Annotated in this window: 23 protein-coding genes and 1 pseudogene; 6 read left to right on the top strand and 18 right to left on the bottom strand. The window is 63.3% G+C overall.

Annotation, left to right across the window (positions count from 1 at the left end):
• Window positions 1-103: 103 nt before the first annotated feature.
• From HQ394_RS03090 to HQ394_RS03150, 12 genes are all read right to left on the bottom strand, one after another.
• Window positions 104-2,602 (bottom strand): alpha-amylase family glycosyl hydrolase, encoded by a 2,499-nt coding sequence (locus HQ394_RS03090; protein ID WP_190261983.1) that lies wholly within the window; start codon window positions 2,600-2,602, stop codon window positions 104-106.
• A gap of 58 nt (window positions 2,603-2,660) precedes the next feature.
• Window positions 2,661-3,095, bottom strand: coding sequence for a VOC family protein (locus HQ394_RS03095; RefSeq protein WP_190261984.1), 435 nt, complete (start codon window positions 3,093-3,095; stop codon window positions 2,661-2,663).
• 74 nt (window positions 3,096-3,169) lie between these two features.
• Window positions 3,170-4,708 (bottom strand): GMC family oxidoreductase, encoded by a 1,539-nt coding sequence (locus HQ394_RS03100; protein WP_190261985.1) that lies wholly within the window; start codon window positions 4,706-4,708, stop codon window positions 3,170-3,172.
• Between the two features lie 23 nt (window positions 4,709-4,731).
• Entirely contained in the window at window positions 4,732-5,142 is a 411-nt protein-coding gene (locus tag HQ394_RS03105) for a nuclear transport factor 2 family protein (protein ID WP_223291811.1), read from the bottom strand.
• Between the two features lie 47 nt (window positions 5,143-5,189).
• The gene (locus tag HQ394_RS03110; RefSeq protein WP_190261986.1) at window positions 5,190-5,498 is read right to left on the bottom strand and encodes a tautomerase family protein; all 309 of its coding nucleotides are present in this window, start codon (window positions 5,496-5,498) and stop codon (window positions 5,190-5,192) included.
• A 49-nt stretch (window positions 5,499-5,547) separates the two neighbouring features.
• Window positions 5,548-5,952, bottom strand: a complete 405-nt coding sequence (locus HQ394_RS03115) for a nuclear transport factor 2 family protein (RefSeq protein ID WP_190261987.1) — start codon at window positions 5,950-5,952, stop codon at window positions 5,548-5,550.
• Between the two features lie 29 nt (window positions 5,953-5,981).
• Complete coding sequence (locus HQ394_RS03120; RefSeq protein WP_190261988.1) at window positions 5,982-6,473, bottom strand: nuclear transport factor 2 family protein; 492 nt, start codon at window positions 6,471-6,473, stop codon at window positions 5,982-5,984.
• A gap of 66 nt (window positions 6,474-6,539) precedes the next feature.
• Entirely contained in the window at window positions 6,540-6,995 is a 456-nt protein-coding gene (locus HQ394_RS03125) for a hypothetical protein (RefSeq protein ID WP_190261989.1), read from the bottom strand.
• A gap of 74 nt (window positions 6,996-7,069) precedes the next feature.
• Entirely contained in the window at window positions 7,070-8,800 is a 1,731-nt protein-coding gene (locus tag HQ394_RS03130; protein WP_456151480.1) for a thiamine pyrophosphate-binding protein, read from the bottom strand.
• A 50-nt stretch (window positions 8,801-8,850) separates the two neighbouring features.
• Window positions 8,851-10,407, bottom strand: coding sequence for a type 1 glutamine amidotransferase domain-containing protein (locus HQ394_RS03135; RefSeq protein WP_190261991.1), 1,557 nt, complete (start codon window positions 10,405-10,407; stop codon window positions 8,851-8,853).
• Window positions 10,408-12,869: 2,462 nt separating this feature from the next.
• Complete coding sequence (locus tag HQ394_RS03145; protein WP_190261993.1) at window positions 12,870-13,124, bottom strand: hypothetical protein; 255 nt, start codon at window positions 13,122-13,124, stop codon at window positions 12,870-12,872.
• A gap of 5 nt (window positions 13,125-13,129) precedes the next feature.
• Window positions 13,130-13,561 (bottom strand): hypothetical protein, encoded by a 432-nt coding sequence (locus HQ394_RS03150; RefSeq protein ID WP_190261994.1) that lies wholly within the window; start codon window positions 13,559-13,561, stop codon window positions 13,130-13,132.
• Window positions 13,562-14,047: 486 nt separating this feature from the next.
• On the opposite strand from HQ394_RS03150, the gene HQ394_RS03155 reads away from it, so the two are divergent.
• The 4 genes from HQ394_RS03155 (at window position 14,048) to rsmA (ending at window position 19,517) form a co-directional block, all read left to right on the top strand.
• On the top strand, window positions 14,048-16,201 hold the full coding sequence (locus tag HQ394_RS03155) for an LPS-assembly protein LptD (RefSeq protein ID WP_190261995.1): 2,154 nt from the start codon (window positions 14,048-14,050) through the stop codon (window positions 16,199-16,201).
• Between the two features lie 103 nt (window positions 16,202-16,304).
• The gene (locus HQ394_RS03160; RefSeq protein WP_190261996.1) at window positions 16,305-17,660 is read left to right on the top strand and encodes a peptidylprolyl isomerase; all 1,356 of its coding nucleotides are present in this window, start codon (window positions 16,305-16,307) and stop codon (window positions 17,658-17,660) included.
• A 7-nt stretch (window positions 17,661-17,667) separates the two neighbouring features.
• Complete coding sequence (pdxA, locus tag HQ394_RS03165; protein WP_190261997.1) at window positions 17,668-18,675, top strand: 4-hydroxythreonine-4-phosphate dehydrogenase PdxA; 1,008 nt, start codon at window positions 17,668-17,670, stop codon at window positions 18,673-18,675.
• Entirely contained in the window at window positions 18,672-19,517 is an 846-nt protein-coding gene (gene rsmA, locus HQ394_RS03170; protein WP_190261998.1) for a 16S rRNA (adenine(1518)-N(6)/adenine(1519)-N(6))-dimethyltransferase RsmA, read from the top strand. Before pdxA ends, rsmA begins: the two co-directional genes overlap by 4 nt.
• Before the next feature lie 162 nt (window positions 19,518-19,679).
• Here the strand turns inward: rsmA and gmk are convergent, their stop codons facing one another.
• From gmk to fabG, 6 genes are all read right to left on the bottom strand, one after another.
• Complete coding sequence (gene gmk, locus HQ394_RS03175; RefSeq protein WP_190261999.1) at window positions 19,680-20,351, bottom strand: guanylate kinase; 672 nt, start codon at window positions 20,349-20,351, stop codon at window positions 19,680-19,682.
• Window positions 20,352-20,369: 18 nt separating this feature from the next.
• Entirely contained in the window at window positions 20,370-21,227 is an 858-nt protein-coding gene (locus HQ394_RS03180) for a YicC family protein (protein WP_456151523.1), read from the bottom strand.
• A gap of 138 nt (window positions 21,228-21,365) precedes the next feature.
• A complete protein-coding gene (mltG, locus tag HQ394_RS03185) occupies window positions 21,366-22,373 on the bottom strand; it encodes an endolytic transglycosylase MltG (protein ID WP_223291813.1) in 1,008 nt (335 codons plus the stop codon).
• A gap of 22 nt (window positions 22,374-22,395) precedes the next feature.
• Entirely contained in the window at window positions 22,396-23,661 is a 1,266-nt protein-coding gene (gene fabF, locus HQ394_RS03190) for a beta-ketoacyl-ACP synthase II (RefSeq protein WP_190262001.1), read from the bottom strand.
• 72 nt (window positions 23,662-23,733) lie between these two features.
• On the bottom strand, window positions 23,734-23,970 hold the full coding sequence (locus HQ394_RS03195) for an acyl carrier protein (RefSeq protein ID WP_190262002.1): 237 nt from the start codon (window positions 23,968-23,970) through the stop codon (window positions 23,734-23,736).
• A gap of 160 nt (window positions 23,971-24,130) precedes the next feature.
• A complete protein-coding gene (gene fabG / locus HQ394_RS03200; protein ID WP_190263092.1) occupies window positions 24,131-24,871 on the bottom strand; it encodes a 3-oxoacyl-ACP reductase FabG in 741 nt (246 codons plus the stop codon).
• A gap of 372 nt (window positions 24,872-25,243) precedes the next feature.
• On the opposite strand from fabG, the pseudogene rpsF reads away from it, so the two are divergent.
• A pseudogene (rpsF, locus tag HQ394_RS03205) lies at window positions 25,244-25,703 on the top strand (30S ribosomal protein S6); the annotation flags it as partial.
• 70 nt (window positions 25,704-25,773) lie between these two features.
• Complete coding sequence (gene rpsR / locus HQ394_RS03210) at window positions 25,774-26,007, top strand: 30S ribosomal protein S18 (RefSeq protein WP_190262003.1); 234 nt, start codon at window positions 25,774-25,776, stop codon at window positions 26,005-26,007.
• The last annotated feature ends 65 nt before the right edge of the window (window positions 26,008-26,072 follow it).

Below are 26,072 nucleotides of genomic sequence, written 5' to 3' on the forward strand. Positions count from 1 at the left end.
CCCGCCACCCGTCGGCGCATTATTTACCGAATATCGACATCAATATTACGCGCACTTGGCCTTATGTCAAGTAAATGTTTTGTTATTCTTGCACCATATTTGTTTATCTTCGCTGCAGCACAATAAGACAGTTCGCCTGTACAATGGCTGTAATTGTTCCCCCACNCGACGACAACGGCGCCGCATTGACCAAGCCGGCGCCGCCGTAGCGCGTGGCATCGCTGTTGATCACTTCCACCCATTGGCCATCGGGAATGCGGCTGTCGCGGATTTGGTAGCCGGTGGAGAAGGACCAATTGCTCAAGGTGGCGATGATGATGAAGTCGCCGGTGGGATCGGAGCGGCGAAAGGCCAGCAGCCGATTGGCATCATGCGCGTGCAGGATCTCGATATTTGGTGAACGCAGTGCCGGACGGGCGGCGCGCAGTGCCAGGACGTCGTGATAAAAGGCGAACATCCGCGCGCCGGCGCCCTGCCGCAGCGCCGGGAAGTCTTCGCGGAAATTGAGGAAGTCGTTGTAGCGATACGGCAGTGACGCCCCCACCTCCTCGCCCATGAAGAACATGGGCACGCCCGGAGCCAGCAACGTCACCCCGGCAACCACGTGAGTGCGCGCCTCGGCGTAGCGGCGGGTCTGGGCATTGTCCAGGCTGGCGTTGTTGACAGCAACAGCGATGGTGCGGCCGGAGTAGACCCGCTGGCCGCCCTCCTCGTAGTAGGAGTTGCCGGCCTCGTCGTGCGATTCGTTGTAAATCACCTTGCCGGCAGTATTGGCCAGGGTGCCGCCGAACCAGGTGATATTCAGCGGCCGGCCATCGCCGTAGCCGGCATTTTTCAGCAGCCGCGCCCGGCTGGGGTCGTTCTGCGCATCGCCGATCAGGTGGTGGTAGTACTCGGCGTACCAGATCGCCTGGAAGCCGAGACCGCCGGCCTCGTTCGACTGGGTGACCGCCGACCAGCCGGAATGATCCTCGGCGATGAGGAACACCTCCGGCTTCAACAGTTGCAGGGTGCGCGTCCATTCGCGCAGGAACCGCGCCCCGAACGCCCGCGCACTCTCCACCGGCCGGCCGTCGGCATGCAGAACGGGATAGGAGTGAATCGAGGTGGTCTGGTCGACGCGGAAGCCATCGACGTGAAACTCGCTGATCAGTTGCGCGGCGCTGGAGATGAACATCTTGCGCACCGTCTCGTCCCAATAACGGGGCGCGTAGCCGGTGGAGAGGTTGTCGATGTAGCCGCCGTGACCGGGAGCCGCCTGTTGCGGGTTGCGTCGCGCCGCGTCCTCATAGGCCGGGTAGTCAGACGGCCTGCCCTCGTACCAGTAGTAGATGTTGCGTTCCGGCGCGGTGGAATCGTAGGCCCACTCCGCCCGTTCGCCGTCGTGAGTGAAGTGGTTGTAGACCACGTCCATCAGCACGGCGATACCGCGGCGGTGGCACTCGCGGACGAAGTGCTTGAACTGATCGCGGCCGCCGCCGGCGTATTCGATTGCGAGATAATGCGAGGTGCCGTAGCCCCAGCTCGACCAGCCCTCGTATTCGGAGAAGGGCATCAGCTCGACGGCGTTGATGCCGAGGTCGGTCAGGTAGTCGAGCAGGTCGATGGCGTCTTCGAGCATGCCGCGCGGATGCCGGCCAACGCCGAGACCATCCACGTGCAGTTCGTAGATCACCAAGTCCTGCAGATGGGTCGGCAGCGGTCGCGTCGCGTCGAACTCGTTGGCCCAGAAATCGTCGTCGCTCATCCAGTCGGTTTCCGGCCACACCGGATTGCCGTTGGCATCCAGTTGGCGGAAGGGGCGAACCACCCGCTCCGGATCGACTACCACCGAGCAGCTCTTGGTACCGTCAAGATCGGTCGCCCTGCCGTCCCAAGGCGCATCGCCAGCTGCCGGAGCATCGGGATTCTTGCGGCCGGAGCCGATCTGGCAGCGCGAGTAAAGATCGGTGCGGTAGGCGATGGAGCCGTCATCGCGGGTGATGCGAAACATGTACGGAGTGTGATCGAAGGTGGCGAACGACCGCAGCGCCGCATCCGCCGTCACGTCGGTGGACCAGATGTCGTCGTCGCCGCGTTGCATCGGGATGCTGGCGACGACGCCGCGACCATCATTGTAGATATAGCCGCTGGCGACATTGCCGCGCACCAAGTCGACGGCCCGTGCGTTCGGCGCCCAGACGGCAAAGCGGATCGCCGGCGGCGCCTGAGGGTCGGTGACCAGCTTGTTGGCGCCCAGCCGCCGGCAGTGGGTCAGGTAGTAACGCTCAGTCTGCGCCGCGGCGCGCAGGGTAAAGATACGATTGCGTTCGCTGCCGGTGGCGGCACCACTTTCGGTGGGGATGCCCCAATGGTTTGGTGCGGCAGACGTGTCGACCGAGACCCNCCACTGGAACGTGGTGCCGATCTGGCTGTCGTCCAGTTGCACCGTGGCGCGAAACGCCGGGCAGCCATCGTCGGCAATAAAGGGCGTCATCTGCAGCGATGACCATTGGTCCGCGCGCATACCGGCGGCATTCCAGCTACCGCTCAAGCGCGCATTGAGGATGTACTGCCGCCGCAAGCCGGTGCGGTACTCAAAGTGGACAGGAATGAGCGCCATCGCTAACCCTTTCGCCGCTTGATCCAAACCACGGTTGTGGTCATCGCGCCGCTAGCGCTTATGCCGGTGGAAGGGCCGGCGGGGACGGATCGTCCTTGAAGCCCTCGGTGATCTGGATCAGGTGACCGCCCGGATCGCGCAGCCACACCGACTTCCAGCCGGGGATGAAATCCTTGAAGTCGAGCGGGCCGAAGGCAACCACCGCGTCGGCGCCCATCTCCGCCACCTTGGCGTTGATGTCGTCCACCACGAAGGAGAAGTTGCGCACGCTGGGCCAGTTATAGCCGTCGTTGGTCGACGGCGGAATCGGCGCAGCCTCGGTCGCCTGAAACAGCTCCAGATACATTTCGCGATTGCGGATGAAGACGATCTGCGACGCACCGAGCTGGATCACTCGCGCCCGGACGAAGCCGAAGTACTTGGTGTAGTAGCGCTCCACCGCCAACGGATCGGGGCAGGTGAGCGAGACGTGATGGAAGCGGACCTCACCCATGGGGTGTTTTCTCCTTGATGACCGCCGGCCGGTGGACCTTGCCGCACCAGCTGGCCTTGATCCTGTCGTCGACCCTAACCGCGCCGGTCGGCCTTGATCATGTCGGCGCACTTCTCGCCGACCATGACGATGCCGGCATGGCAGTTGCCGGAAGGCACCGCAGGCATGACGCTGGCATCGGCCACCCGCAGCCCCTCGATGCCGTGCACCCGCAGCCGTGGATCGACCACAGCGAGGGAGTCCATGCCCATGCGGCAGGAACCGGCCTGATGATGGTAGGAGTCCGCGGCGGCGCGGGCGTAATCCTCCACGTGCTCGTCGGCAACGCCCGGCCCCGGCGCCACCTCCGCCTGGACAAACGCACCGAGCGCCTTGGTCGCGTAGATGCGGCGTGCCATCCGGATCGCATCGGCCATCCGCCTGAGGTCCGACTCGCAACCGAGGTAGTTGGTGTTGATCAGCGGCTTGGCGAGCGGATCGGCGCTGGCGAGGCGTACCCAGCCGCGCGCCAGCGGCCGGACCACCCCAGGCAACATGATCATCACGCTCGGCGCGTCCGGCCGCCCGACCTGCTGCGGATCCCAGGGTACGAACGCCATCTGGATGTCCGGCGCCGGCCAACCCGGCTCGGACTTATAAAAGCACGCCGCCTCGCTGAGGTTGGCGTTCGGCTGTGGCAGCTGCCGGTTGGCGATGCAGACCACCGGCGCGAGGACGTGATTGTGGAAATTCTCCCCGACCCCCGGGGCGTGCTGCAGGACCGGAATGCCGTATTGCGCCATCTGCTCGCCATCACCGATGCCCGATAGCAGCAGGATCTTTGGCGAGTCGATCGCACCGCCGCAGACGATCACCTCATGACGAGCGGCCACTCGCACCCGCTCACCGCCGCGAACGAACTCGACGCCGGTGCAGCGGCGCCCCTGAAACAGCAGCCGCGTCACCTGCCCACCGTCAACGAGCGTCAGGTTCTTGTGCGCCTCGAGTGCCGGATAGAGGTAGGCCGCTTCCATGCTGTGGCGCTTGCCATCGCGGATATTGACGTGATGCCAGCCGGTGCCCAGCATGCCCGGGCCGTTGAAATCGCTGGTTCGCGGATAGCCCAACTCAACGCACGCCTCGATGAAGGCGGCCGACGCCGGGCTGGGATTGAGGGTCGAGGCGCTGACGACGGCGAGCGGCCCGCCTTGGCCGACCAGCGGGCTGGTGACGTCGGGCTGATCCTCCAGCTTCTTGAAGTAGGGCAACACATCGTCATAGGCCCAGCCGGGGCAGCCGTTGTAGGCCCAGTTGTCGTAGTCGCTCGGATGACCACGGATATGCATCAGCGCGTAGAGATTGCTGCTGCCCCNCGGCATCCGTCCCCGCGGCTCCTGCACCCGCCGGCCATTCAGCGCCGCCTGCGGAATGCTCTCGTGCTCCCAGTCGACGACAGTGTGCTGAACCAGCCCCCAGTGTCCCGGAATGTCGACATCGGTTGCCACCTGCGGTGGAAGCTGCCGGCTGCCCGCCTCGACGACGGCCACGGTCACGTCGGCATCCTCGCTCAGCCGCGCGGCGACGACGCAGCCGGCCGAACCGGCGCCCACGACGACATAGTCGAACGTATCCATGGCAATTCCCCTGCCCTGCTGCCTCAGCTTGCCGATTGGGTAATGAAGGGTTGGAACGGCAGGCTGTCGTGGATCGTCCGCATGTAGACGATCTTGCCGTTCTGGACCTGGAAGTAGTTGGCCCCAATCACCAGCCGTGCGGCATCATTGGGATAGGCAATAGGCACGCTGTGCGAATTGGCGGCAATGCAGCGCCAGACCACCACCGCAGCGTCGCCATCAACGAGAACGCGCTGCGGCAGCATGTTGAAGCGCGAGTAGCCGCTGGTGAGCCCGCCAACGGCGCCGCGCAGTACGTCGATACCAGCGAAATGTCCCGCCAATTGCTCGTCACCGACGACATCGTCGGAGAACAATTCGAGCCAGCCGGTCCAGTCACCGCGGTTGACGCAGTCGTAGTACCGGTCGATTACCTCACGAACGGTCATCGTCATGGTCACTTCCTTGATTATGCAAAACCCGTCAGCAGCAGGCAACCACGTCAGCTTTTCTTCGGTTCCGCGTCCGGCCCGCGGGGACGTCGCCGCGGCACACCGTAGGCTTTGGAAAAGGCATCGGCGGCATCTTCGAACATCGGGACCAAGTCATTGATGAGGAAGTCCGGGTCCGGCAGCGGGTGGCCGCCGAGACCCCATTTCCCTTGCGGAACCTCCTCGATCATCACGTAGACGTAGGGTCTTGCCGCCTCGATCGTCGACTTACAGAAGGCGTCGGTCAGATCTTTCACCAGCGCCGTCTTCTGCTCCTCGGTGAAGAAATCCTTGATAATCTTGACGCTGATTAGCGGCATCGTCCTACACTCCTGCCTTGGGGCGGCCTTGCGCCCCCGTCCCGTATCGTTAAGACCAGAAGGCGTCGTACTGCGCCGTCCCGTCGCCGAAGATGGCGCCGCGCGCCTCGTAGACCTTGCCGTCGCGCCAGCGCATCCAGTGAATGACATCGATGTCGAGTTGGCGGTTAAGATCACCCGCACGATGACCGGTGTTGCGGGTCACGTCGGCGGAACTGTCGTCGGTGAGGTTGACGACCACCGTGTCCATGCGGAAGCTGTTGTCGGACAATCGGCCCACGGCGGACATGAAGCCCATGAATTCGTCGACGTTGTTCTTCCACCCCGATAATGGATTGTGACCGGGCACCAGCCAGCGCATGTCCTCGTGCCACATCTCCAGCATGCGAGGACGATCGAGGGTGGCGAGGGCGGCGTAGGCAGCTGCGACCTGCTCGCGAGTAATCAATGCCATGATGCGATCCTTTCTGCTGCGAGTCGTGCTTAGGCGAGGCGATCCGGAATGGGCTTCAACTGGTAGACGGCGTTGAAGAACTGATCCACGGTGTGCTGGTCGCTGATGTAGACCTGAACCCGGGCGATCCGGCCGTTCTCGATCCGGTAATGGGTGCAGTTGAGCGCATTCAGCCGCATCGTCACCGGATTGCCGCTGGCGTCGTTCACGGTGACCTCGCCCTGGCCGCGGTGCACTTCGACCACCGTCGTCTCGCCGAAGGTATCGAGACCGGTTGCCGGATCCGCCGCCGGATCGAGGGTAACGCGAATGTTGGCGCGGCGAAGCGCCATGAAGAATTGGATCACCTCCTCGGCGCCGTTCTTGGTCCCGGCAACCGGGTTGTGACCAGGCAGGTTCCAGATCAAGCCGGGAGCAAAAATCTCGCGGCGGATCGTGTCCATGTCGTCCCGGTTGAAACAGTCATACATTCGGGTAACCAGGGCCAAATTAGCCTCGCGGGCACTCGTACCGTTGCTCATCGGTCCTCTCCTCATCGACTGTTTGACTCAAAAAATGTCTTCGTCGGCCGGCCAGGGGCCATCGGCTCACAAGGGCGGCGAGCCCGGCATCGGCCTTAGCTCATCGACCACGTAACGGGCGATGACGGGGCCTCCCGTCGTTGCATCGCCCACCATCTCCCAACGCTGGAACGCATCGAAGCCGATCCACTGGCTGTGCGGCGCCGGCGGGTACCAGCGGCGTGCCTGCCAGTTGACGACAACGTTGACGAGACGCCGTTCCGCCGGACCACTCACGTCCACATGCGTCACCGTGTGCACCTCATCGAAAAAGATGTTGATGACGCCCGGAAACGCGCGGCTATCGACGCTGCCGCCGGCGTACCAGGCGGCAAAGGCTTCGCGCGTCGTCAAGGCCCCCTCTGGCAAAGCAAACTCAAGGCCGGACGACACCAGCATGGGAAACAACTGGGCAACATCCACATGCAGGTCAAGCTTCCGGTACCAATCGACGGCAAACGCCCGGATCTCTGCTTCGTTCAAGACTGCCCCTTTCCTGCTTTACTCTTGCCTGCCATTGCCGGACTACGTCCAACAATCGGCAACCAACACGCCCGTCAGTGGCCGCCACCACCCTCGCGACGCACGTCACGTTCGAGGATGAGATCGATCAGGAACGGCCCGTCATGGGCGAGCATGGCCTGGATCGCCGGCGCCACCTCCGCCGGTGTGGTGACCCGCAGCCCCGGCACGCCCATGCCCTTCGCCAGGGAAACGAAATCCACCTCCGGATCGAGAAGATCGAAGGACGGCGGAAAATCCGGCGGGTTCACGTTCAGGTCGCGCCAATAGGCAACCAGGTTGTCCTTCAGCAGCCGGTAACTGTGGTTGTTGCAGACGACGAACTTGGCACCGATGCGGTAGTGGGCGGCCGTCCACAACGCCTGCAGCGTGTACATCGCCCCGCCGTCACCACCGAAGCCGATCACGGTGCGATCCGGGTGGGCCACCTTCACGCCCACGGCACCGGGGAATGCCACCCCCAGCGTGCCGCCCGGCGTCTGGAAGAACTGCCCCGGTGTCGTCGGCACCAGATAGCGGGTCAACTCCGGTGTATGGGTGAGCGCCTCATCGAAGATGATCGCGTCCGCCGGCAACTGCTTTGCCAATTCCGCGGCGAACGTCGCCATGTGCAGCGGCACCGTCTGCTGCAGCGGCACGTCGGCCGCCAGCGCCGCAGCAGTCGCCTCCACCTTGGCGGCAGCGAGGCGCTGGGCACGCGGCGGCGGCGGCGGCCTTCTCATCCGNNCGGTCATCCGGTCGGTGAGCATCTCCGCCAACAACCGCAAGGTCAGCTTCGGGTCGCTGACGAGGCCGAGACTGATCGGATGGTTCTTGGCGATCTCGTAGGCGTTGAGATCGATGTGGACCACCCGGGCGTCAGGCCGGAACGGGTTTTCCAGCAGCGGGAAGACGTCGGGAAACACGTAGGTGCCGCAGATCAGCACCGCATCCGCGTCGGCGACGGTGCGCCGGCTGGCGGTGCCGAACATGTGGCCGGTCAGCCCGCGGTAGAGCGGATGCGTCCACGGCAGGTTGATTTCCGACGCCATCGCCCNCCAGACGCCGGCGCCCAGCGCCTCAGCCACCCACGCTAGTTCCTGCTGCGCGCCGGAATGCGCGACTCCGTCGCCCATCAGGATCACCGGGTTCTGCGCCCCCGCCAGCATCGCCGTTGCCGCCGCCAGCAGCGCCGGCTCCGGTACCANCCGCGTCTGCGGAATGACCGTCGGTACGATCGGCTCTTCATTGAGCTGATCGAGCACATCCTGCGGCACGCTGAGGAACACCGGCCCCACCGGCGGTGTCGCCGCTATCTTGATGCAGCGCCGCAGCAACCGCAGCAGACTATGCCGATCGATCGCCCGCGCCGCGTACTTGGTCACCGGCTTGGCAAAGGTGACGAGATCGAGCGCCATGTGCGCATCGAGGGCATCGAACGACGCCCCAGCTTCGCCGGCAATGACGACCAGCGGCGAGCGCTGCTTGCGAAAGACGTGGAACAAACTGCCGAGGCCGTTGCCGAGACCGACACTGCAATGCAGCTGAACGATCGTCGGCTTCTGCGTCGCCTGAGCGTAGCCGTTGGCCATCAGGATGACGGTCGCTTCCTGCAAACCCAGAATGTACTGAATCGCCGGAAAGCGTGAAATTTCGTCGAGCAACCCCTCCTCACTCGATCCGGGGTTGCCGAAGATATGCGTGATCCCGTCAGCCTGCAGCTGTTCGAGCAGCTTCCGATGGCCGGTCGCCGTCGCCATGGCGCAGTCTCCTTCCGCCACTACCATTCCGCCCTTCCCGTCGCCGGAGCGCCGGGAGAGTGTGTGTATCGCTTCGTCTACCAGCCCCAGCGCCGCAACGGCGGGTCCCCATCCAGGCACTCGATCATCTTCTGACCGGTGAGGATGCTGTCAGGGGTGGATCGACCGGTAACGAACGGCCAATCGACGATCACGCTGGTGGGGTGACCGAAATTGCCGTGGTAGCCGCCATCGGGTCCGGTGGCATCACGCAGGATGAACTCCAGCGGGTAAGGCGGCGGCCCCATGTTGAAGTCGAGGAAATGGCCACGCGCGACGAACCCGGTGCCATCCTTGTAGTCGTACTCAAGGCAATGGCCGGTGACGTGTTTGCCCCAGATCAGGCTCTGACGCAGGTTCATGTCGCGGGCGAACGCCAGACAGGTGACGCCATAGCACTCGGCGCCGATCAGCTTGCCGGCACGGTGAAAGGCCATGATCAGGTCATGGACCCGCTGATTGTTGCACAGGTCGACGATCGGCCCTGAACCACCAACGATCAGCAGCGCATCGTATTTTTCGATGCCACGCTCGGCATTGACGAGTTGACGGTTATAGGCTTCCAGGCCACGCACGAACGCCGTCGACGAGAAGTAGGGTCGATCGGGAAACCAGGCGGCAAGGCTGAGCGGATTGTCGAGGCGCTTGCCCTGAGCGGTTGCCGGATCGTCGATCTCGCGCACCCTGGCCGCCATCGCCGCTGTCGTCACCGGCCGTTGCAGCGGTGGATCGAAGAAGTCGGGATCCATGCTGACCGGGATAGCGTTTGGTCGCCGCCCATTGGGGGTGCAAAAGTCGACCGCGTAGCCGGCCTTGTCGAACTCGCCCAGCGGACCGACCAGTTCCTCGCCCCAATAGCCCCACTCCGAGAGCATGATCAGGATGCGGCGCTTGCCGGGGTTACCGGNCACCGCCGGCGGCGGCTCGGTGGACAGCGCCGGTGGCGGATTGAGAATTAGGTCGCGAATGCGATCGACCAGTTCCTCCGAAGCGTGCCAGGAGTTGTTGGTGACCAGGTCGCGATCGACGATCACCTGCTTGTCCGCCGGCGTATCCGGCGGGCAAGGGGTGTAGATGGCACCGGCATTAATGACGTCGGCGAGCACCACCTGATTGCAGATCACCTTACGGCCGGCGAGGATGTCCGGCGACGGCGTCAGCAGCCACAACGCGTGGCAGGGCGCCCCTTTGATGATCTTCGGGTTTTCCATCGCCCGGCGGAAGAATCGCGCCGCCGGAGTGTTGCGCACCACCTCCGCAGCATTGCCGGCGTTGATCGGCATATCGCCGGCCCAACGGAGGCGTACGCTGGTGTAATTGGCGGCGAAGACTACGGCAGCGTAATCATCGACATTGATGTGGTCGAAGTCATTGGTGACGTCGAGGAACTCGGGCGTCGGCGGGACGGGCTTGCCGTCGATGACTTCGACGGTTGAATAGAAGGTCTGCTTCGGCTGGCCCCATAGGCGCGAGACCAGATCAACCGTCGCGCCGTAGCTGGCGAAACGCTCCTGATAGATCTTGATCTCGCCAGGAATGAATTGGCTCTCAAGGACGACAGCCACTTTCTTCCCAGCCAGAGAGGTATCGCTCATCGGGCGGTCTCCCAGTAATCCGATCGCACCGCGCTCAGGCGGTGGCCACCAATCCCTTGAATTCGACCACAAGCTCGGTCTCACCGCTGCCGGCGTTGGCGCTCAGGCCATCGAGAGNGATCTGGAAGGCATCGAGACGGTTATCTTTCCGCGCCCGGATCGCACTGGTGACATCGACGCCGTTGGCGCGAACGCGGACGATCTGCAGCTTTCCGGGCGGCATGAAGTCGGGCAGGACGTTGATCGAGGCTTGGCCGCTGCCGGCATTCACCTTGAAGTAGAGGCAGAAACCATCGTCGCCCCCACCCGTCGGGCCGGCGAACGCACCCTCCAGACCGCTGCTACTTTCGCTCGCGGCAGCGGGTGAGCCGGTCACGAAGGCACGCGTGTAGAGGTGCGCCAGATAGGCGAGCTCGAAGGCGTGGTAGCCAATGGCGTGGCCGCCCTTGCGTCCGTATTCTCCCTCGACGATCGGCAGACCGTTCTCGGTGGTCCGGAAGAAGAATCCCTGCCGTTCGCGGTCGAGAAAGAAGGTGTTCCAGAAGGCCGAGCTTTCACGCGCCAGCTGCAGGAACTCGGGATCGTCGGGGGTGGCCCCGTAGAGGATCAGGTAGGCGAGGATGCCCTGCTCCTGCTGCCAGAAGTCCTTGGTCGGTGCCCAGGCGAACTGCGTCAGCATCCCGCCCGACGGCTGCCGCTCAACGCAGTCGTAGATGCCGCCACGAACCTGATCGAGGCCGACCGCCGCCATCCGCTTCGCCAGCGGCCGCGCCAAGCCAAGACACTTATCGGCGCGCTGGCTATATGCCGTCGCCTCGGCCACCTTGCCAGCCGTCTGGAACTGCTTCGCCCGCGTCCGAAAATAGAAAGCGCAGCGGGTAAGGTTCCAGGCGATCTTCAGATTGTGGCCGACGACGGCGCGATTCTGCTGCCAGCGGAAGCTGTGATCGGCACTCCAGTCGGCCGCATGAAAGCGCTCGTTAACGAAGTCCGACTGCGGATCGGGAAACTTCTCGACGATGATCGTCGAGGTCTCTTCGAGAATACCCCAGCAACGCTCCAGCAACGCCTGCAGACTTGCGGCCAGTTCCGGACCGGCCTGCGGCAGCGGGTCGAGAGTGAGGATCAGGTTGATCAGGTAGGCGGGGATATGGTCGCCCACCGAGTTCCAGTTCTTGCGCGCGCAGTTGGCGCCGAGGGTCGGCGAATCCGGGCGCATCGTTACCACGTCCAGGTGCGAATAGTAGCCGCCGGTACCGGCAAAGCCCTTGCTCGTCGCCTCAGCAGGATCGTGGTAGAAGGCTTGGAACGAGTTGATCGTCCGCCGAATGTCGTCCAGCACCTCCCAGTCGAGGGTGATGCGGTAGAACTGGGTGAGCCCAGCCAAGGCATAGATCTGCTCGTAGAGCGGGATCGAGCCCTGATCGTCGGCGTTCATCGAAGGGATGATCAGCGTTTCGCCACGCTCGCCTTCGCGGTTACGGCGGCGCCCATAAGCCCAGAAGCAGTATTCGCCGTCGTGACTGTCGCTGCGGAAGGCCTCGCGCAGATAGCCCACTGCCGCCTTGGCGGCGAGGAAATAGCGCTCGGCGCCGGTTAGCAGATACGCCGATGAAAGGTCATAGATCAGCCGAGAAAGAACCGCCGACTCCTGGATGTTCTCATCCACCGACATGCCGACGATGTTCAACTGCGTCCGGTAAAACTGGGAAAAATCGTCGATGGTGTAGCTGCGCTTGGCGTCGAAGAGATGATCGAGGATGCGATCGGCCAACTGCGAGGTCTGCACCAGCCACCAGTGCGTCTCCTCGAAGACGAAGCGCTGCGGATCGGAATGCATCAACCTGACAGCCCGCGCCTCGTAGCGCGAACCGCTGCCATTTTGCTGGTAGACGCCCTGGACGCTGACCTGACGGCCAACCTGCATATACTTCAGCAATTTGAAGCGGACATCGCCGTCTTCCCACCGCACCCCGGCCGGATCGGCAACGCGGTCGCGGCCGAGACCATCGAGGTTTGCGATCACCTCGTAATAGGTTTCGGGGCCGCAAAACGCTTCAAAGACGTCGGCACTGCGACACTTCACCGAGAACGACAAAGCATCGGGACTCACCGCAACCACAGTACCAAAAATGGTCAAATATTCATTGAAAGCGCGTAGCGGCATGAACGACCCTCCACTGGCCCAAGTAAGGCCTCGGCCTAGAGACAGCTAATCTGGCGTCGCCACAAAAACGGCGAGCCAAAAACACAATAATAAGATTTCCTGTCTGGCATTGGGATTGACCCTTTTCTGCTTCGGATCTTCTCCCACCACTCCCTTACCGATAACGCTAGCCAATTGCGGATGCGATTGCAAGCAAACTCGATGGCCAAAGGAACGTTAAATTTTCGTCAGGAAGCACACAAGCATTGAGAATTTGCTCATATATCACTCACTTCCGACAAACTACCTGCAGCAGCTAACGGTTGAACGACGCCAAATTGACGTCAACACGGGTAGCATTATCCGGTTGTCCTGCCACGTCTTCACGAAACGAGCCCTTGATCAGACCGACACCGGGAGAGAACCACTCTTCGCCTTCTACCGTGACCTCAACGGGACCACTCGGCGCCGTAACCTGCCCGTGCCCCTGGATCGACAGGACCAGGCAGCCTTCAAACTCGCCAGCGGGAAGGCTGATCTTGCCATCGGTCCGGGCGACGGTTTTCGTCATCGGGATTAAGGTGGTCTGCGAGAACTGATTCGACTGCCAAGTGGATTGCCAGCTTGCCCCCATCTGCAGCGGCAGGCGCAAAATATAGTTGGGGGGACTCGGGGAAGAGGATTGCCTGCCGGATCCGGTTGCATCGCCACCTCGGCAACGCCCTCAGCGCTGGCGCGGATCAGCCGTACTTGCGTTTGCCCGAAGGCCTGCGTCTGTTGCGGCGTCACCGTCGCCGCTTGAAACGTCTGCGGCGGCAGATTGGTGACCCGGCTGCTGGTCTCCACCGTCCGGGCGTCAGCCTCCGCCCCCTGACGGAGCAGCAGCACATAGCTCCAGTTACGGCCGGACGTGAGCGGGTAGAAGGTTTCTACCTCGGTGCCGCTGCCGCAAGCGCCAACCAGGCCAAGCAACCCCAGCACCACGCCATACGCCGCCCTTGTCCTCATCGTGCCCTCCCCGTCGCAAGGCAATAGCCACGCTTGTCCGCCGGCAACGTCGGTTGCCACCGCCCTCCGCCACGAACAGGCCACCCCGCAGGGCGAAGTTTCGTCGACTCCCGGCCCACGCCATGGGCTGGCAACCACGACGAAACTCCCATTTAGGGTAATTAGGAATTTGGCACTGGCTTCGTCCAGGAGGAAGAAAAAATGTTGTCGTACCGCGGCGCCTCTTGCCGCGCTAACGGCTGAAATGGATCGGCGGGCAGTGGCGGGGCGGGTCATTGCGGTCACAGCGGCGGGAAAGCGGCAGCGCAGCATCCGTTGGCCTTGACCCAAGCTTATCATTTCCGGTCTTGTGGCTTCCGTCGCAACTCGACGATCATTGCGAGAGTCATGGCTCATCATCGCGTTTCGCTTTTTCCCACCTGCGTTCCCCAACCAGGGCCGGGCACTTCCTCTGCTTGGTTCCAGGCGGAACCCTGTGCGCACCTAATGCCAGCGTCGTTCGCGGCGGCGCGTCGTTTTGCCTGTGTCGTCGTCCTCACCATTGCGGCGCTGCTGCCGATGGCGGTGATCGCGGCCGAAGGTCCCTCGAAGGAAGAGCCGATCGTCTTTGAAGCGGACCTGCTGACCTACGACAAGGAGCGCCAGATCATCGAGGCGACGGGTAACGTCGAGGCCCGGCAGCAGGATCAGACGCTCTACGCCGATATTCTCATCTACGATCAGGTCAACGACACCATCACCGCCCGCGGCAACGTCAAGCTGATCCAGCCGGATGGCCAGGTCACCCAGGCGGATACCTTTGAGCTGTCAGGCGATTTCAAGCAGGGCGTCGCCGATAACATTCGCGCCGTGTTCGCCGACGGATCACGGGTCACCGGCAGCGGCGGGACGCGCAGCGACGGCGTCACCAATGTCATCGACGCTGGCACCTATACGGCTTGTCGTCCCTGCGCCGAACAGCCCGATCGAACGCCGATCTGGCAGGTCAAGGCGGTCAAGGTCACGCATAACGAGGTGGACAAGGTCATCGAGTTCGAGCAGGCGTGGATCGAGATCGGCGGCGTACCGGTTGCCTACCTGCCGTACTTTTCCCGCCCCGATCCAACTGTGCACCGCAAATCCGGCGTTCTCGCCCCGACGTTTGGCTTCCAGTCCGAGTTGGGAGGTCTGATCCGCATCCCTTATTTCTGGGCCTTTGCGGATAACCAGGACCTGACTTTCACGCCGTGGATTGCAACGGCCGCGTATCCGGTGCTCGAAGCCGAATACCGCGGTAGTTTCACCCATAGCAACGTGCACGCCACGGGTACCATTACCCAGGACACCACCGGCCAACTCGGTGGCCACATCTTTGCCGACTCTCGCTACGACATCGACGAAAACTGGCGAGCGGGCCTGGACACGCAGCGAACGTTCGATCGCACCTATCTGCGGCGCTATGGCATCAGCGGTCAGCGAACCCTGGTCAGCCGCCTGTACGGCGAGAACTTCACCGACCGCAATTACTTCGTCGCCAATGCGTATGCGTTCCAGAATCTCGATGAGAACAGCCAGCAGGAGACGATCCCCTTCGTCGCGCCGATGCTCGACTATAACTTCGCCGGTCAAGAGGACCCGCTCGGCGGGTTCACGTCGCTTGATCTCAACGGCGTCGTGCTGACCCGCCAGGAGGGGACGGACACGCGGCGAATCTCTGCCCGCAGTCAGTGGGATCGCCCGTTTATCGGCCCCTACGGTCAACTCATCACCCTGTCGGCGGCGCTCTGGGGGGACGGCTATCAGGTAGACGACCTGGAGCTGAACGGCGACAACACCTACAACGGCTTCAGTGGCCGGCTGTTTCCCTCCGGCGCGGTGACCTGGAGCCTGCCGCTCATCACCGATGGCGAGATGATCCAGCAGACCATCGAACCGATCGTCCAGTTTGTCGCCGCGCCAGATTATGGCAACTCCAACCGAATTCCGGACGAGGACAGCCAGGACTTTGAACTGCAGGATACCAACCTGTTCTCGCTCAATCCGTCGCCGGGGCGCGATCGGGTGCTTGAGGGTTCGCGGGCCAATTACGGGATCAAATGGTCCGGCTACGCCGCTAACGACGCCAATGCGTCGGTGCTGTTGGGTCAGAGCTACCGCTTGTCGAATACGGATACTTTCGGCAACGACACCGGCTACGATGGCAACCTGTCCGACTTTGTGAGCGCATTGCAGCTGCAGCCACGCCGATATTTGGCGCTCACGTATCGCAATCGCGTCGATTCCTCCGATCTCTCGTTCAAGACCAACGAAGTGTCCACTTGGTTCGGCGTCGACGCGCTCAATATGGACGTGGGCTATACCCAGCTGGCGGCGCAGCCATCGAAAAATCTTGAAGCCAGAGACGAAATCAGTGGCACGTTGCGGGCGAAGCTGTCACGGCACTGGTCAACCAGGCTGAATGGAACGAGAGACATAAAAACCAACACCCAGCGCACCATCGGCGTAGAAGCGGCGTATGAGGACGAATGTTTTCTTTTTTCAGCCGGATATATACGCCACAACTATGACGACAATGATCTCAACGCCCAGAATGTCTTTCTCTTCCGCATCTTTCTGAAGACGCTGGGTGACTTTAAGACCGGTTACAAGCCAACCCTCTAGCGCACATGTGCACACCTGCCGCGGGCGTTTGCACAGGCTGGCCACTCCAACGTAACATGCGCATCTGCATGGCTGGACGGTTGTCGCCGGCGCGGTGCGGTCCATGCCGTTTTCAAAGTGGTTGGTGATGACGCTCAAATCCTACGCAACCGTATTGTTCACCCTTATCGCCCTGTTCGCCTTCTCGCCGCTGGCCAGGGCGGCAGATGCCACTGCCCCGAGCGCTCCAAGTGTTCCGAACACTCCGAGCACTCCCAGTACTGCCGGCGGTGGCCAGGCAATCGCTGCCATCGTCAACGATGATGTCATTTCGGTTCGAGACCTGCAGAACCGACTCGATCTCGTGATGGCGACCAGTAACATCGGCAATACGCCTGAAGCGCGGCAGAAAATAACACCGGAAGTGCTGCGCATGCTGATCGACGAGCGCCTGAAGCGGCAGGAAGCGACTCGCCTAAACATTACCGTGACGCCGCAAGATATGGAGCAAGGGCTGAGTGATATTGGTCAGCAGCTCAATATTCCCGCCGGCAAGATTCCGGAATACCTGCAAGCGCGCGGCGCTGCAATGCCGGCCCTGCTCAGCCAGTTGGAAAGCGAAATCGCCTGGATCAAGGCGATCGGCAAGTTGGCCAGCGATCGCTCCAGCATCTCCGAGGAAGAAGTGGCAGAGGAGATCAAACGCCTCGAGTTGACCGCAGGTGGTAACGAATACCACATGGCCGAAATCTTTCTCCCCATCGAGGACGATGCCGGCGAAGCGCAGGCGATGGACCTCGCCAACCGAATCGTCAATGAGAGTCGATCGGGTGCAAGTTTCGCCCAGTTGGCCCGGTCGTTCTCGCAAAGCTCCTCGGCTGAAGAAGGCGGCGATCTCGGCTGGGTCCGGCAAGGTCAGTTAGGGCCCCGGCTCGATGCGGTAATGCAGAACATGCGCAACGGTGAGATCAGCCCGCCGATCCGGACCGAAACCGGTGTCTATATCCTGCAACTGACGGAGCGGCGGACCGCTCCCGGGATTGGTCTCGGTCCCACCGCTGTCCGGCTGAGCCAGATGACACTGCCACTGGCGGTACCGGCAACGCAGGCGCAGGTGGATGAGCAGTTGCTCAAGGCACGCGACCTGCGCGGGACGGTCAGCGACTGTGCCGCCTTTAGCGCGCGCGGCAAGGAGATTGGGGCGTCAATGTCAGGTGATCTCGGACGCATCGACCTGGACAAGCTGCCACCGCAGATCCGCCAGATCATAGCGCCGCTGTCAGTGGGGCAGGTGAGCGAGCCGACCCGCACCGCCGATGGCGTCGTTGTCCTGATGCTCTGCGAGCGCGAGAACATGCAGGTCAGCCAGGAGCTCCGCGCCTCAGTGCAGCGGCGACTGTTCGAGCAACGGATGTCTGCCATCTCCCGTCAAACCATGCGTGACCTGCGGCGCACGGCGCTGCTCGACATTCGATCCTGAGCGGCCGGTGCGCTGGGAGAGACTGCCCCTTGCCCTCACCATGGGCGATCCGGCCGGCATCGGCGGTGAACTGGCGCTGAAAGCCTGGCTCGGCCGCGATCAGGGCGTGCCGCCGTTTCTGGTCATCGATGATCCCGCCCGCCTCGCCGCCGTAGCGCGCCGGCTGGGCCTCACCGTCCCCATGGCCGAAATCAATGACGCTGGCGAGGCGCTGCGCCACTTCGCCCAGGCGCTACCGGTACTGCCCATCCGCCTGCCGGTGCCAGCGCTGCCAGGGACACCCGATCCGGCGAATGCACCGGCAATTGTCACCGCGATCGAAACCGCCGTCCGTCTGGCGATGGCGGGCGAAGCGGCAGCTGTGGTCACCAACCCGATCCACAAGAAGTCCTTGTACACCGCGGGCTTCAGCTTTCCCGGCCATACGGAGTTTCTCGCCGCGCTGGCTGGCGGCGGTGTACCGGTGATGATGCTGGCTTCCCCCAGCCTGCGGGTGGTACCGGTGACGGTGCACGTGAGCCTGCGCACTGCCCTTGCCACTCTGCGCACAGACAGCATCATCGAGATCAGTACGATCACCGCCCGGTCTCTGGTGCAGGACTTTGGCATCGCGCGGCCGCGGCTGGCGGTGGCCGGCCTTAACCCGCACGCCGGCGAGGACGGAGCGCTGGGTGAAGAGGAGGCCTCGATCATCGCTCCCGCGGTGGCAGCCCTGCGCGCCCGCGGCATCGATGCGCATGGTCCGCTGCCGCCCGACACGCTGTTCAGCCCGGCAACCCGCGCCGGCTACGACGCCGCGGTGTGCATGTATCACGATCAGGCGCTGATCCCGATCAAGGCGCTGGACTTCGACCGCGCCGTTAACGTAACCCTCGGCCTGCCCTTCGTGCGCACCTCGCCCGACCACGGAACCGCCTTTGACATTGCCGGCAGCGGCGGGGCGAATCCGTCGAGCCTGCTAGCGGCGCTCTTCCTCGCCAAGGCGATGAGCCGTCGCCGGGCGATGGCGGAGTGACGGTGCGGACGCCGTCGCCCTCGCCGCTCACCGCCCTGCCGCCGTTGCGCGACGTCATCCAGCGCTTCGGTCTCGATGCCAAGCGTCGCCTCGGCCAGCACTTCCTCCTCGATGCCAACCTGACCGGACGCATCGTCCGCACTGCCGGCCCGCTTGCCGGCGTCAACGTCATCGAAGTGGGCCCCGGTCCGGGCGGACTGACCCGCAGCCTGCTCGCGTCCAACGCGGCCACGGTGATCGCGATCGAGAAGGATCCGCGCTGCGTTGCCGCGTTGCAGGAACTGGCGACGGTATTTCCGGACCGGCTTACCATCGTCGAGGCCGATGCGCTGGAGATCGACTGCCGGACACTGGCGCCACCGCCACGCGCCATCATCGCCAACCTGCCCTACAACGTCGGCACGCCACTGCTGCTCAACTGGTTGCGCGAAGCCGGCGACTACGCGGGTTTCACCTTGATGTTCCAGAAGGAGGTGGCGGCACGGCTCACCGCATTGCCCGGCGCCGCCGACTACGGCCGGCTGTCGATCATCACCCGCTGGCGGACCGAACCGTACTATCAGTTCACCATCGACCCGCGCGCCTTCACGCCGCCGCCCCGCGTCACCTCGGCGGTGGTGACCCTTGTCCCGCGGGCGACGCCGCTGGCGCCCGCTACCTGGGAGGCGCTGGAGCGGGTTACCGCCGCGGCCTTTGGCCAGCGCCGCAAGATGCTGCGCAGCAGCCTGCGCGCACTCGGCATCGATCCGAGTGAGGCGGCGATCGATCCGACCCGGCGCGCCGAAGAACTCAGCGTCGAGGAGTTTTGCGCCTTGGCACGGCTGCTGGCAGCAGAGAGCTGAACCGCAAGCCGGTGCAGCCAGCGGTTCCTTCCCTATCTGCTGCTGATCGTTCCGCCCCTGTGTTGGGCCGGCAATTTCGTCGTTGGCCGCGCCGTGCACGGTGCAGTGCCATCGGCCGCATCCTGTCGTCAATAAACCGCCGCTGATGGCAGGGAAGAGGCGCTACGGTCGGCTGACGGCGGCCACATAGGCAGCGAGCCCCACTTGCCGCTCACGCCGCAGTCGCTCGGCGGCAAGAATCGCCGTCGCTTCAGCCACCGCCGGCGCCACCCGCCGATTGACGATAATGTAATCGTACTCGGCCCAGTGACTCATCTCATCGGCCGCCCGTGCCATCCGGCGGCGAACCACCTCCGGCGCATCCTGCGCCCGGGTATGCAGGCGGCGTTCGAGTTCCGCGTGCGACGGCGGCAGGATGAAAACGCTGACCAGATCGGTGCGCGCGTTCTGCCGGAGTTGCTGCGTCCCCTGCCAGTCCACATCGAAGAGAACGTCCTCGCCCGCCGCCAGCGCCGCCTCCACCGGTTGCCGCGGTGTGCCGTAGCTGTTGCCAAAGACGGTGGCACTNNACTCAAGGAGCTGATCGTCGGCAACCATCGCCGCGAAGCGCGCAGCATCGATGAATTGATAGTCGCGGCCATCCACCTCACCCGGCCGGGGTTGCCGGGTGGTGACCGAGACGGACATGCGCAGATTGGCGTCATCCTTGAGGAGTTCGCGCGCGATCGTCGTCTTGCCGGCGCCGGATGGCGACGACAGAACCAGCATCAGCCCGCGGCGGGCAATCCGCGGCGGCTGGCCGGCGACGTCAGCAGAAAGATTACCGACGATCATTCGATATTCTGGACCTGTTCACGCAGCTGATCGATCACCGTNTTTCAGCTCCAGCGCCACTTCCGTCAACTGCATATCCGCCGATTTCGAGCACAGAGTGTTTGCCTCGCGGTTGAACTCCTGGCAGAGGAAGTCGAGCTGTCGTCCCATCGGTCCTGCTGTCGCCAGCAGCGCCGTGGCCGCCTGATGATGCGCCTGCAGGCGATCGAGCTCTTCGCGCGGATCGGCGCGGACACAGCAAGCAGGGCTACTTCCTGCGCCAGCCGCTCCGCCGGCAATCCCGGCTGATTNGAGCAGGAGTGCCGTCACCTGCTCGCTCAATCGCGCCTGAATCGCCGCGGGCTGACCGGCGGCCAGCGGCAGCGCCTGGGCCACAAGGTGGATGATCCGCTGTACGTGCGTGGTAACCACCGCTGCCAGCTGCGAACCTTCGCGCTCGCGCTCTGCGACGAGGCCATCGATCACTGGGCCGAGGGAGTCGATCAAGGCCTCTTCCAGCTGCGCCCGGCTCTCGGCATTGGTCGCGCTGTCCGCGGTCTCGATCACCCNCCGCAGCCCCATCACCCCCTCGACCGTGAGCGGTGGCGACTCGGGAAGGCGGCGAGACAGCTCCGCCGCCACGGCGAGCATCTGTTCCAGCACCGCCGCATTGACGCGCACCACCGACCCGTTGGTGGCATTGGCAAAGGTCAGGTTCACCATGACGTTGCCGCGACGCAGGCGCGCCGCGATCCGTTGCCGGACTCTCGTCTCGAGGAGCTCGAAGCCGCCCGGCAAGCGACAGCGCACATCAAGGCCGCGGGCATTGACGCTTCGCATCTCCCAGACCCAGGCTTGGTCGCCGCTGCTGCCTTCGCCCCGGGCGAAGCCGGTCATGGATTGAATAGCCACCTTACCAGCCAACTCCTTCCTGTCCTCGCCCGAGGGTCCGGACGCGAGACTTGCTTGCGTAATCGGCAATGACGGGTGCGAACTGGCGGCCGGTGGCTGGCGGTCAGCCCGCCACGCGCAGGCCTAATTGCCGCCTTCGCCCTCGCTCGCGGTGCCATCATCAGCCTGCAGCGCCCGCCAGCGTGAGACGTTGACCTTGTGCTCGTCATAGGTCCGGGCGAACACGTGCCCACCCGAGCCGTCAGCGACAAAGAACAACTCGTCGGTTGCCGCCGGTTGCAGCACCGCCAGCAACGCCGCGCGACCGGGATTGGCGATCGGCCCGGGTGGCAAGCCGGCGTTGCGGTAGGTGTTATACGGATTTTCGGTGCGAAGATCGGCCAGGGTCAGGGGCCGACCGAGTGGCCCGGTCCCATTCGCCACCGCATAGATCACCGTTGGATCCGATTGCAGCCGCATGCCGAGGCGCAAGCGGTTGATAAAGACGCCGGCGATGCGCGCCCGCTCGGCGGCAACGCCGGTTTCTTTCTCGACGATGGAGGCGAGGGTTACTGCTTCCTCCGGGGTGTTCAGCGGCAGGTTGGGCGCCCGGTTGGCCCACAGCTTGTTTATCGTTTGCCGCATCGTCCGGCTCATCGTCTCGATCATCGCCGCCCGGCTGTCGCCGTAGGAATAAGGATAGGTCGCCGGCAGGAGACTTCCCTCCGCCGGCGTCACTGCAATCTCACCGTCCAGCCCTTCGGCGTTGCGCACCCGCTGCAGGACCTGCAGCGTGGTCAGCCCTTCGGGGATGGTCAGCTTGCGAACGACGGTGCGACCGGAGCGTAGCAACTCAAGGACCTGCGCCACCGTCGAGCCGGTGGCAAAGGCATACTCGCCGGAGCGAAGCGGTTGTTCCGGATCGTAGACTTGTGCCGCCGCACGCAGCAGCAGTGGATGGACAACCACACCCGCCTCAGCCAGTTGCGCCGCAATCTCCGGCAGCGTCGAACCCTTGGGGATGACCACGGTCCGCTCCGCGGTGAGCGGGCCGGCAGCAGAGTTCACTGCCCAATGGAAACCGCCGACAAGTGCAGCGGTCCCGACCCCGACGAGCAGCAGCAGGATGGCAATACGGGCAACGATCTTCACCCAGCCACCCTCCCCGTCATCCTCAATGGAACTTCTTGAAGATCAGCGACGCATTGGTACCGCCGAAGCCGAAGGAGTTGGAGAGCACCGCGCGCACGGTCCGTTCCTTAGCGACATGCGGGACGAGATCGATGTCGCAGCCCTCGGACGGGTTGTCGAGATTGAGCGTCGGTGGAATCAGCCCCGTCTGCATCGCCAGAATCGAATAGATCGCTTCCGCTGCACCGGCAGCACCCAGCAGGTGACCGATGGACGACTTGGTCGACGACATGGAAATATTGCGGACGGCATCGCCGAAGATGCGCTTTATCGTCGCCAGTTCGATTTCGTCACCAAGCGGCGTCGACGTGCCGTGCGCATTAACATAATCGATGTCTTCCGGATTCATCGCCGCGCGCCGGAAGGCCGCCTGCATGCAACGGAAGGCACCATCACCGCTCTCCGCCGGTGCAGTGATGTGGTGGGCATCGCCCGACATGCCATAGCCAACCAACTCGGCATAGATTTTGGCGCCACGCTTTTTGGCGTGTTCCAGTTCCTCGAGCACAACGACACCGGCACCTTCACCCATGACAAAACCGTCGCGGTCCTTGTCCCAGGGTCGTGACGCCTTTTCCGGTGTGGCGTTGAACTTGGTGGACAGGGCGCGCGCTGCCGAAAAACCAGCAATGCCAAGCCTGCACACCGCCGCCTCAGCTCCACCGGCAACCATCACGTCGGCGTCTTCCCACATGATCAAGCGAGCGGCGTCGCCGATCGCATGAGCCCCGGTGGCACAAGCCGTGACCACCGAGTGGTTCGGTCCCTTGAAGCCGTACTTGATGGAAACGTGGCCGCTGGCGAGGTTGATCAACGCAGCGGGGATAAAGAAGGGGCTGATGCGCCGAACCTGCCCGCTTTCCGCCAGCAGGGCATTGCGGGCGATCTCCGACAAGCCACCAATGCCGGAGCCGATCAGCACTCCGGTCCGGCAGCGAGCCTCCTCGTCCGCCGGCACCCAGCCTGAATCGGCAACCGCCTGCGCCGTCGCCGCGAGGGCAAAGATAATGAACGCATCCATGCGCCGCTGCTCTTTCGGCGGCACCCACTCGTCTGCGTTGAATTTCCCCTCTGATGTTTCGCCCACCGGGACCTGCGCGGCAATCTTCGCCGGCAGATCGCTTACATCGAACGACTGGATCGCTCCGATCCCGGATTCGCTGTTGGTGATCCGCGTCCAATTGATATCGACCCCGCAGCCAAGGGGCGATACCAAACCTAAACCTGTAACTACTACGCGTCGTGTCATCGTTCACCGTTCCAAAGCGGCGACCACGACTGTCAGTCGGCAGTCGAGCAAACCCGCACAGATGTGAAACGACTAGCCGATCGCAGTCTTGATATAATCAACCGCATCTTTGACGGTCAGAATTTTCTCTGCCGCCTCGTCCGGAATCTCGATCCCGAACTCTTCTTCGAAAGCCATCACCAATTCAACGGTATCCAGGCTGTCGGCGCCAAGATCCTCGATAAAGCTGGCAGCTTCGACCACCTTAACTTCCTCGACTCCCAGGTGCTCGACAATAATCTTCTTCACCCTCTCGGCGACATCGCTCATCGCTTTATCCCTTTATATGATTGTTCATAAGGAGTCTGGAAGGTTAGTTTGACCCCGCTCCCATTTCGGACAGCGGCGTTTGCGGTGCCGTCAGGGGTCCGAAAAGTAAATTTTCGTAACATACTTCCCCTGGGATGGCCAGCCTGCAACGGTCGCTGCATCATGAGATCATCGCCATGCCACCGTTGACGTGGATTGTTTGGCCGGTCACGTAAGCGGCCTCGCCGCTGGCGAGAAAAAGAACGCACGGCGCCACGTCATCCGGATTGCCAAAGCGGCCGGCCGGGACCGACGCCAGAATCTGCTGACGGCGTGCTTCCGGCAGCACCGCGGTCATCGCCGTATCGATAAAGCCGGGAGCAACGCAGTTGGCGGTGATCCCGCGCCCTGCCACTTCCTGCGCCAGCGCCTTGATCATGCCGGTCAGTCCCGCCTTAGAGGCAACATAGTTCGCCTGCCCGGGGCTGCCGGTGGCCGCGACCACGGACGTCACCGCGATCACCCGGCCCCACCGCTTTTTCATCATCCCGCGCAAGGCACCACGAATCAGGCGGAAGCCGGCACCAAGGTTGACCTCGATCACCCGCGCCCAATCCTCGTCGGACATCCGCAGGGCAAGGCCGTCGCGAGTCAGGCCGGCGTTGTGCACCAGGATATCGATGCCGCCCATCTTCGCCGTTGCCGCGGCTACCAGCCCGTCGGCGCCCGAGGGGTTGCCCAGGTCGGCGGCGAGAACGCAGGCGGCGTCGCCAATCTCGTCGGCGAGCGCCTGCAGCGCATCAACACGGGTGCCGGAAAGACCAACGCGGGCCCCCTGGCGCGCCAGCGTACGCGCGATTGCCTGGCCGATACCGCCGGACGCGCCGGTAATGAGGGCCGTTCTGCCGTTTAGATCGAACATGATACCAGTCTGTTCATCCGGGAACCGAAACGCAAGAGCAGTTGGGGTCGGCCGCGGCAACTCGTGCCCGATCTCGTCCCACCCCACCGTCCGCTCGGCGCGAAGGCAACACGAACGGGCGCGGATGACATACAAGCCGGACATTGTGTGTCAAGCGTCGGCGCAGCGGTGCACACATAAACCATCGTCGGCTGCGGCATTGCGCCGACACCAGACAACAGTTACCGGGCACCGACACCGGCGCTCGCATCGCCCACTTGCGCTCGCGTCGCCGGATCGGCATTATCCGACGCTTGACCAGCTCCTTGCCGGATCGTCCGGCTATGCATGGCGGCTATGTCGTGCTGAGAGAAGCCGAGGGGAGACCTTTCTGTGCCGTATTATGAGTGCGTGTTTATCGCGCGGCAGGATGTTTCTGCGCCGCAGGTAGACGCTTTGACCGATCATTTCAGCAAAGTGATCGAAGAGAATGGCGGTTCCGTTGCCAAGCGCGAGTACTGGGGGCTGCGCAGCCTTTCGTACCGCATCCGCAAGAACCGCAAAGGCCATTACGTCCTGTTGGATATCGATGCGCCCTCCGCCGCGATTGAGGAGGTCGGCCGACAGATGGGAATCAACGAGGATATTATCCGTCACATGACGGTGCGCGTCGAGGAACTCAAGCCCGGACCGAGCCAGATCATGCTGAGCCGCGCGTCGCGTAGCGATGAGCGTGGCGATTCGGGGTGATCGTGGCGATCGTGGCGATCGTCCTCGCCGTGACGATCGCGGTGATCGGGATCGTGGCGATCGGGACGGTGACCGCCGTCCCCGGCGCTCATTCGCCGACGAGTCGCCACGCGGTGGTTCGGAAGACGCCCCGGTAGCGCCGGTGGAACGTGCTGACGAGGGAGATCGTTGAGATGAGCGCAGGGCGCCGTCCGTTTTTTCGCCGTCGCAAAAGTTGTCCGTTTTCTGGGCCGAACGCGCCGGAGATCGATTACAAGGACATCAAGTTGCTGCAGCGCTACATTTCCGAGCGCGGCAAGATCGTCCCCAGCCGGATCACCGCAGTTTCTGCGAAGAAACAGCGGGAACTGGCGCAGGCGATCAAGCGTGCCCGATTCCTGTCGCTGCTTCCTTACGTTATCAAGTGAGCCGCGCTTGCACGGATGTCTGGGAGCCAGGAATTGCCGTGGTTGTGGTGGCTCGTCCGTCGTTA

It is taken from the genome of Defluviicoccus vanus (assembly GCF_014672695.1).
Lineage (GTDB): Bacteria > Pseudomonadota > Alphaproteobacteria > Rhodospirillales > Defluviicoccaceae > Defluviicoccus > Defluviicoccus vanus.

Excerpts from the sequence above, each read along its gene's own strand:
- rpsR (WP_190262003.1), top strand. The coding sequence starts at position 25,774 with ATGAGCGCAGGGCGCCGTCCGTTTTTTCGCCGTCGCAAAAGTTGTCCG.
- HQ394_RS03115 (WP_190261987.1), bottom strand. The coding sequence starts at position 5,952 with ATGGCATTGATTACTCGCGAGCAGGTCGCAGCTGCCTACGCCGCCCTC.
- HQ394_RS03105 (WP_223291811.1), bottom strand. The coding sequence starts at position 5,142 with ATGACGATGACCGTTCGTGAGGTAATCGACCGGTACTACGACTGCGTC.
- HQ394_RS03145 (WP_190261993.1), bottom strand. The coding sequence starts at position 13,124 with ATGACGAAAACCGTCGCCCGGACCGATGGCAAGATCAGCCTTCCCGCT.
- HQ394_RS03195 (WP_190262002.1), bottom strand. The coding sequence starts at position 23,970 with ATGAGCGATGTCGCCGAGAGGGTGAAGAAGATTATTGTCGAGCACCTG.
- HQ394_RS03095 (WP_190261984.1), bottom strand. The coding sequence starts at position 3,095 with ATGGGTGAGGTCCGCTTCCATCACGTCTCGCTCACCTGCCCCGATCCG.
- HQ394_RS03120 (WP_190261988.1), bottom strand. The coding sequence starts at position 6,473 with ATGAGCAACGGTACGAGTGCCCGCGAGGCTAATTTGGCCCTGGTTACC.
- HQ394_RS03150 (WP_190261994.1), bottom strand. The coding sequence starts at position 13,561 with ATGAGGACAAGGGCGGCGTATGGCGTGGTGCTGGGGTTGCTTGGCCTG.
- fabG (WP_190263092.1), bottom strand. The coding sequence starts at position 24,871 with ATGTTCGATCTAAACGGCAGAACGGCCCTCATTACCGGCGCGTCCGGC.
- fabF (WP_190262001.1), bottom strand. The coding sequence starts at position 23,661 with ATGACACGACGCGTAGTAGTTACAGGTTTAGGTTTGGTATCGCCCCTT.
- HQ394_RS03110 (WP_190261986.1), bottom strand. The coding sequence starts at position 5,498 with ATGCCGCTAATCAGCGTCAAGATTATCAAGGATTTCTTCACCGAGGAG.
- HQ394_RS03155 (WP_190261995.1), top strand. The coding sequence starts at position 14,048 with ATGCCAGCGTCGTTCGCGGCGGCGCGTCGTTTTGCCTGTGTCGTCGTC.
- HQ394_RS03160 (WP_190261996.1), top strand. The coding sequence starts at position 16,305 with ATGCCGTTTTCAAAGTGGTTGGTGATGACGCTCAAATCCTACGCAACC.